The organism is Amycolatopsis sp. NPDC043887 (assembly GCF_056435665.1).
Genome location: NZ_JBWKEB010000014.1, coordinates 238,005 through 245,206 on the forward strand (window position 1 = coordinate 238,005; position 7,202 = coordinate 245,206).

A 7,202-nucleotide genomic window follows, 5' to 3' on the forward strand; every position below is an offset into this window, starting at 1 on the left:
GCTAGTTCGGGGTGACGGGCTGCCCGCCGAGGGTCACCTCGATGACCTTGTCCCCGCTGAGCGTGAACTTCACCTTGTCGTTCGGCGCCCGGGTGCGGATCTCGGCGACGAGCGCGTCCGCGTTGGGGATCGGCCGGTCGTCCAGCTTCGTCACGACGTCACCGGATTTGAGGCCCGCCTTCTCCGCCGGGCTGCCCGGCGAGATCTCACCGAGCTGCGCTCCGCCGGTCGGCGCCGTCTGCACTCGCGCGCCGATGAAGGTCTGCGTCGCCTGGCCGGTGTTGATGATGTCGTCGGCCGTGCGGCGCGCCTGGTCGATCGGGATCGCGAAGCCGATGCCGACGTTGCCGCCGCTCTCGCCGCCCTGGCCCTGCGCGGACTTCGGGCTGTAGATCGCCGAGTTGATGCCGATGACCTGACCCGCCATGTTCGCGAGCGGGCCACCGGAGTTACCGGGGTTGATCGCCGCGTCGGTCTGCACCGCCGACATCACCGTGGTCTGGTCGCCGTTGCCGCCGGCGCTCACCGGCCGGTTCAGCGCGCTGACGATGCCCGAGGTGACCGTGCCCGTCAGTTCGAACGGCGAACCGATGGCGACCACCGGCTGCCCGACGCGCAGGTCGTCGGAGCGGCCGAGTTCCACCGGGGTCAGGCCGCTGACACCGCTGACCTTCACCACGGCGATATCCGTCGTGGGGTCACGGCCGACGACGGTCGCCGTGCCCTTCTTGCCGTCCTGGAACACCGCCTGGATCTGCCCGCCACCGGCGGCGACCTCGACGACGTGGTTGTTGGTCAGTACGTAGCCGTCGGTACTGAGCACGAAACCGGAACCCTCGCCCGCGCCCGAGCGCCCCGACACCTGGAGCTCGACCACGCTCGGCGAAAGCTTCTGTGCCACCGCTTCGACCGAACCGGCGGGCAGATTGCCCGTCTGCTGGGCGGGCTTCGGCGCGTCGAGCGCGTTCACGGAAGAGCCGCCGGACGCGTCACCGGTCAGGTAGCCGACCGTGCCCCCCGCGACGCCGCCGACGACCAGCGCGATCGCCGCGACACCGGCGAGCAGCTTGCCCGACGTGGACTTCTGCGCCTGCCGCTGCCGCGGGACCGCGTACACCGACGGACCCTGCTGGGTGAACGGCGTCTGCTGGCCCGGCACCTGGTGTCCCTGGGCGTAGTGACCCTGCGTCTGGTGTTCCTGAGACTGCGCCTGGGGAGACCACGGGTTGTACTGCTGCTGTTCCGGGGTGTAGGCCTGCTGCGCTCCGGTGTGCGGAGTGGCATGGCCGCCGAGGCCGGTCGCGTCAGGCTGCTGCGGCGCGGGTTGGGCCGCCCAGCTCGCGCTCGGCTCCGCGTCCGGCTGAGCGCCGGCGGGCCGCGCCTTCTCGGCGTCCTGGCCGCTGGGGTCGTTCTCGGTCATGTCTTCACCTTGCGGGATGGTCCTGAGAAGTTCCTGAGCCAAAGCTGTGCATCGGACATGAGTATGGCCCCGGCAGCGGGTGGCGCGCAGCCTGTTCGCGTCTCCCGGCCGGGCGTTTCACGCTTCTTCGGCCTCAGCCGTCTCCGCCGTTTCGGCGATCATCAGCTCACCCGCCTGCTCGGTGAGCGTTTCCCTTGCCTTGTCGGGCAAACCGTCGTCCGAGACGACGACGTCGGCCTCTTCGAGCCCGGCGATCGTGGAGATGCCGACGATGCCCCATTTGGTGTGGTCGGCCAGCACGACCAGCTTGCGGCCCGCTTCGACCAGCGCGCGGTCGGTCTCGGACTCGGTGAGGTTCGGCGTGGTGAACCCCGGGCCCTCGGCCATCCCGTGCACGCCGAGGAAGACGACGTCCAGGTGCAGCGACCGCAGGCTCTGCACGGCGACCGGACCGACCAGCGCGTCCGACGGGGTGCGGACGCCGCCGGTGAGGACCACCGTGCGATCCGGCCGGTTCACGCCGCGCAGCACGTCGGCGACCTGGATGGAGTTCGTGACGATCGTCAGGCCCGGGATCTCGTCGAGCGCCCTGGCCAGCGTCCACGTGGTGGTGCCCGCGGAGATGCCGATCGCGGTGCCCGGCCGGACCAGCCCGGCGGCGAGGGCGGCGATGGCCTCCTTCTGCGCGCGCTGGCGCACGGACTTGGCCTCGAATCCGGGCTCGTCGGTGCTCTTGCCGGCGACGGAGGTGGCGCCGCCGTAGACCTTCTCGACCAGTCCGCGGCCGGCGAGCACGTCGAGGTCGCGGCGCACCGTCATATCGGAGACGCCGAGCCTCGCGACGAGATCGCTGACCCGGACCGCCCCGGTCCGGCGCGCCTCCTCGAGGATCACCGCCTGCCGTTGCCGCGCGAGCACGAAAGCCTCCTTGGATCAACTGCACAAAATCCTACACGATCAAACATGGCGCGACGAGGAGCCGCCTGCCGTCATCCGGCTTCGCTCGCCCGTTTCCGGGCGACCGCGCTCGACGGCTACGAAGTCGCACCCTATGTCGAAGGAGAGCTTGATCGCCTTCGTTCACTGGAGTTTTCGGGCCCCGAAGACGATCCTTCGGTACTGGTCGAAGCAGCGTCGGGACCGCGGCTCTTCTTCAATCGGGTTCCCGAATCCAAGGTCGCCAAGAACCGGGTGCACCTGGACCTGACAGGAGACGACGTCGAACGGCTCGTCGCCTTGGGCGCGCGTACTCGCCGATCCGGAAGGCAACGAGTTCTGTCTCGTTATTCCTTGACGCCTTCGATCGGGACGCCGCGGAAACTCAGCACGAAAAGCGAGACGGCGCCGAAGAACAGCGCGATGTCGGCGACGTTCCCGACGAACCAGCCGTTGTAGTCGATGAAGTCGACGACGTGGCCACGCGCGAAACCGGGCTCGCGGAACAAACGGTCGCCCAGATGCGTCGTCGCGCCACCGAGCAGCAGCCCGAGCGAGATCGCCCAGCCCGCCGAGCGGACCTTGCGGGAGATCCACAGCAGCGCGACCACCGCGGCCGCGGCCAGGATCGCGAAGATCCAGGTGGAGTTCGCGCCCAGCGAGAACGCCGCGCCCGGGTTGTAGAGCAGCCGGAACCGGATGAAGTCGCCGATCACCGGGATCGGCGCGTGGCCGGTGAGGACGTCGACGGCCCACCATTTGGTCAGCTGGTCGGCGGCCAGCAGCACCGCGGCCACCAGCAGTGTCCACAGCAGACGGCGGGGCGGCATCTCAGGCGCGTTCTCGGTGCTCATCACCCGTCAGCGTAATCACCCGTCAGGCCGGGGCTCCCGGGAGCCGCAAGGTCATCAGAGCGCCACCGGTGGACGCGCGCCCCGCGTAGACGTCGCCGCCGTGCCGCTGCGCCGCGTGCTGGACGATGGCCAGCCCGAGCCCGGAACCGGGCAGCGTCCGCGCCTCCGACGAGCGGTAGAAGCGGTCGAACACCTTCGGCAGGTCCTCGTCGGCGATCCCCGGCCCCGAGTCCTCGACTTCGAGCACCGCGGTGCCGTCGCCGACCGGGTACAGCCGGACCCCGACCGTCGATCCTTCCGGCGAGAACTTCACCGCGTTGTCCAGCAGGTTCAGCACCGCGCGCTCCAGCGCACTCGTGTCGCCGGTCAGCACCCATGGCTGGAGCGAGACGTCGAACTCGATCTCGCCCGCGCGGCGGCGTGCCCTGTCCAGCGCGCGCTCGACGACGTCGACCATCTCGACCCGCTCGTGCTCGATCCGCGGCTCGTCCTGGCGCGCCAGTTCGACGAGGTCGCCGATCAGCTGGGTCAGCTCGTCGAGCTGGCCGCGGATGTCGGCCTCGATGTCGCTGCGGTCCTCGTCGGACAGCGTCCGCGCGCCGGGCCTGCTCGCGGACAGGAGCAGCTCCAGGTTGGTGCGGAGCGACGTCAGCGGGGTGCGGAGTTCGTGGCCGGCGTCGGCGACGAGTTGCCGTTGCCGCTCCTGCGATTCGGCGACCGTGCCCAGCATCGTGTTGAAACTCTGGGTGAGGCGGGCGAGTTCGTCGTCGCCGCTGACCGGGATCGGCCGCAGATCACCCGTGGTGGCGACGCGTTCCGCCGCCGACGTGAGTCTGTCGACCGGCCGCAGGCCCGCTCTCGCGACGGCCGTTCCCGCGGCCGCGGCGACCAGGATCCCGGCGCCGCCGATCAGGAACAGGACCACCGAAAGCTCGTTCAGGGTGCGCTTCGTCGGCCCGAGCGACTGGGCGAGCACCATCGCCTGGCCGTCCCCCTGCGGGAGGGCGACGACGCGGCTGTCGGTCCTCGGGTCGGTGCGCAGGGAGAAGGCCTTGTCCCCGGAGGCGACCGCGATCTCGTCCTCGCCGTACGGCGGGCGGCTCCCGGACTGCGGATAGGTCAGCCGGACCTTCTCCCCGACCGTCAGCTGCCCGATCTGCAGGTCCGCGCTGGCGAGGAAGGCGCCGGGCACCTGCTGCAGTTCGGTCTGCACCTGCGGCGAATCGACCGCGGCCTGCGCGCGGGCGAGCAGGTTGTCGTCCACCTGCTGGTAGAGGTTGTCGCGCACGACGAGGTACGCGCCGAGCGACACCAGCGCCACCGCACCCGCCACCGAAGCGGCCGCGAGCAGCGTCACCCGGCCGCGGAGCGAGAAGCGCCGCGTGCCCCAGCGGTCGCCGCGTGGATCCTTTTCGGACACGTCGACGACCGGGACCGGCTCCGTCACGGCGGGGTTTCCCTCAGGACGTAGCCCACTCCCCGCACCGTGTGGATCAGCCTCGGTTCGTTCCCAGCCTCGGTCTTTCGGCGCAAATAACCGACGTAGACCTCCAGCGCGTTGCCCGACGTCGGGAAGTCGTATCCCCACACTTCCTCCAGGATCCGGCTGCGGGTCAGAACGTGCTTCGGGTAGGAGAGGAACAGCTCCAGCAGGGCGAATTCGGTCCTCGTGAGACTGATCTCCCGCCCAGCCCGGCGCACCTCACGCGTCCCCGGGTCCAAGGTGAGGTCCGCGAACGAGAGGGCCTCGGCGTTCTGTCCGGCCTGCGGATCCGGGATCGCCCGGCGCAGAAGCGCGCGAAGGCGCGCGAGCAGCTCTTCGAGCGCGAAGGGCTTCGGCAGGTAGTCGTCCGCGCCGGCGTCGAGGCCGGACACCCGGTCGGAAACGGTGTCCCGCGCGGTGAGGACGAGGATCGGAAGGTCGTCTCCGGTGCTCCGCAGCCGCCGGGCGACCTCGAGGCCGTCGAGCCGCGGCATCATGACGTCGAGGACCATCGCGTCGGGTCTGTTGGCGATGATCGCTTCCAAGGCCTGTGCGCCGTCCCCGGCCAGTTCCACCTGGTACCCGTTGAACTCAAGGGATCGCCTGAGTGATTCACGGACGGCCCTGTCGTCGTCCACTACGAGGATGCGCATGACGACAGTCTTACGCAGAGTGCTGAGACTCGCCTAAGAACACACACAGAACCAACAAAGGAAATCCGGCGGTCCAGATGACGTTTCAGCCGGTCTCGGGCCCTTTCGCAACGGGTGCGTTCCATCTCCGCCACAAAGCGAGCATCCGGACCCCCACCACGGCGGCGGCTGCCACCACCGTCACCGCCCCCGGCGGCAGTCGCAGAGAGTGACCGATCACGACGAGTACGGCCCCCGCGAGCGCCGCGACCGCGTAGATCTCCTTCCGCAGCACGAGCGGGATTTCCCGCAGGAGAAGATCACGCACGGCGCCGCCTCCGATACCCGTCGTCATGCCGATCAAGCACGCCGCGTAGGGAGTGGCGCCCGCGTTCAACGCGATGGTGGTCCCCGCCGTCGCGAACACCCCGAGCCCGAGCGCGTCCGCGAGCAGCACGGCGCGCCGCAGCTTCGCGATCTGCGGATGGAAGACGAACACGGCCAGCGCCGTCCCGCCGCAGACCGCGAGATAGGGCCAGGTCCGCAGGGTCGTGGGCGGCGTGATCCCGAGCAGGACGTCACGGATGACCCCGCCGCCGAGCGCGGTCGTCAACCCGACGACCACGACTCCGAAGACGTCCAACCTGGACCGCACCGCCGCGAGCGCACCCGAAGCGGCGAACGCGATCAAGCCGAGGAACTCGAGCGCGGTGAGGATCATTACTGGTCGAGCAGGCCACCGCGGTACGCCAGCAGCGCGGCCTGCACCCGGTTCGCCGCGCCGATCTTGGACAGGACGGCCGAGACGTAGCCCTTGACCGTGGCCTCGGACAGGTGCAGGCGTCCGCCGATCTCCGCGTTGGACAGCCCCTGCCCGATCAGCCCGACGACCTCGCGCTCCCGCTCGGACAGCGACGCGAGCAGCTTGCGCGCCGGCTGCGCGGCCCGCTGCTCGTCCCGATGCGACTGGACCATGCGCGCCGCGACCCCGGGGTCGAGCACCGCGCCTCCCCTGGCGAGGTCGCGCACCGCCCTCAGCAGCGCGGCCGGGTCGATGTCCTTGAGGAGGAAGCCGTTGGCCCCGAGCCTGAGCGCGAGACTGACGTAGTCGTCGATGTCGAACGTGGTCAACATGGCGACGGTCGGCGGATCCGGCAGGGCGAGGATGGCCCTCAGCGCGCGAATACCGTCGTCAGGCGCCCGCATCTTGATGTCGAGCAACGCGACGTCAGGGTGGTACCGCCGGGCGACCTCGACCGCTGATCTCCCGTCGCTCGCCTCGCCCACGATCTCGATATCGGCAGCGCCCGACATCATGGCACGCAGGCCCGAACGGACCAGTTCCTCGTCGTCGGCGAACATGAGCTTGATCAACGAAGCCCTCCGGCAGCCGGGGGAGCGGTGTCTCGCGTCCCGTTAACGAAGATTACCTACTGTTGTTCAGGGTTTCGAAACCAGACACGTACGAGTGACCCGCGCGGGTCATCTGTGTCGATCTAGCGCTCGATTCAGACCCTGGTTTGCTGCTGGAGAGTGTGGCTGCTCCTGGGCAGATCCGCAGGTCGAGTGTCACTAGGCGGCCAGTGTCGCTGTCCGGCCGCATGCCCGCTTGCGGGCTCTTGGGCAACCGCCGTTCGGGGCATTCCGGGCGTTCACCGAGCCGGCCGCTTGGTCCACCCGGGTGTGACTTGCGACCTCGCGCTCGGGCGGCTCCGGTCACCCGGTAGGCTGCGCGTGGCAGTACATGCCCTCGTAGCTCAGGGGATAGAGCACCGCTCTCCTAAAGCGGGTGTCGCAGGTTCGAATCCTGCCGGGGGCACAAAACCCCTGATCACGGAAGCGATCAGGGGTCTTGTGTCTCACCGGCCCATGCTTAA

7 protein-coding genes and 1 tRNA gene are annotated in these 7,202 nt (G+C 69.5%); 1 reads left to right on the top strand and 7 read right to left on the bottom strand.

The annotated features are described in order from the left end of the window. Position 1 precedes the first annotated feature (1 nt). The 7 genes from AC069H_RS32730 to AC069H_RS32760 all read right to left on the bottom strand — a co-directional run bounded on the left by AC069H_RS32730 (position 2) and on the right by AC069H_RS32760 (position 6,699). Positions 2-1,420 carry a S1C family serine protease gene (locus tag AC069H_RS32730; RefSeq protein WP_478234887.1) on the bottom strand — a complete coding sequence of 473 codons (1,419 nt, stop codon included), beginning with the start codon at positions 1,418-1,420 and terminating at the stop codon, positions 2-4. 117 nt (positions 1,421-1,537) lie between these two features. Further along, complete coding sequence (locus tag AC069H_RS32735) at positions 1,538-2,338, bottom strand: DeoR/GlpR family DNA-binding transcription regulator (RefSeq protein WP_478225406.1); 801 nt, start codon at positions 2,336-2,338, stop codon at positions 1,538-1,540. Positions 2,339-2,703: 365 nt separating this feature from the next. Beyond that, the gene (gene lspA / locus AC069H_RS32740; RefSeq protein ID WP_478234888.1) at positions 2,704-3,210 is read right to left on the bottom strand and encodes a signal peptidase II; all 507 of its coding nucleotides are present in this window, start codon (positions 3,208-3,210) and stop codon (positions 2,704-2,706) included. A 22-nt stretch (positions 3,211-3,232) separates the two neighbouring features. Continuing rightward, positions 3,233-4,657: a HAMP domain-containing sensor histidine kinase gene (locus AC069H_RS32745; protein ID WP_340686904.1), complete on the bottom strand. Its 1,425-nt coding sequence runs from the start codon at positions 4,655-4,657 to the stop codon at positions 3,233-3,235. Further along, positions 4,654-5,346, bottom strand: a complete 693-nt coding sequence (locus AC069H_RS32750) for a response regulator transcription factor (RefSeq protein ID WP_478234889.1) — start codon at positions 5,344-5,346, stop codon at positions 4,654-4,656. The genes AC069H_RS32745 and AC069H_RS32750 overlap by 4 nt, the downstream gene beginning before the upstream one ends. 85 nt (positions 5,347-5,431) lie before the next feature. Next, entirely contained in the window at positions 5,432-6,046 is a 615-nt protein-coding gene (locus AC069H_RS32755) for a trimeric intracellular cation channel family protein (protein WP_478234890.1), read from the bottom strand. Continuing rightward, a complete protein-coding gene (locus AC069H_RS32760) occupies positions 6,046-6,699 on the bottom strand; it encodes a response regulator (RefSeq protein ID WP_005155565.1) in 654 nt (217 codons plus the stop codon). The genes AC069H_RS32755 and AC069H_RS32760 overlap by 1 nt, the downstream gene beginning before the upstream one ends. A 372-nt stretch (positions 6,700-7,071) precedes the next feature. Between AC069H_RS32760 and AC069H_RS32765 the strand changes: the two genes are divergently transcribed. Continuing rightward, a tRNA-Arg gene (locus tag AC069H_RS32765) sits at positions 7,072-7,144 on the top strand. Positions 7,145-7,202 lie beyond the last annotated feature (58 nt).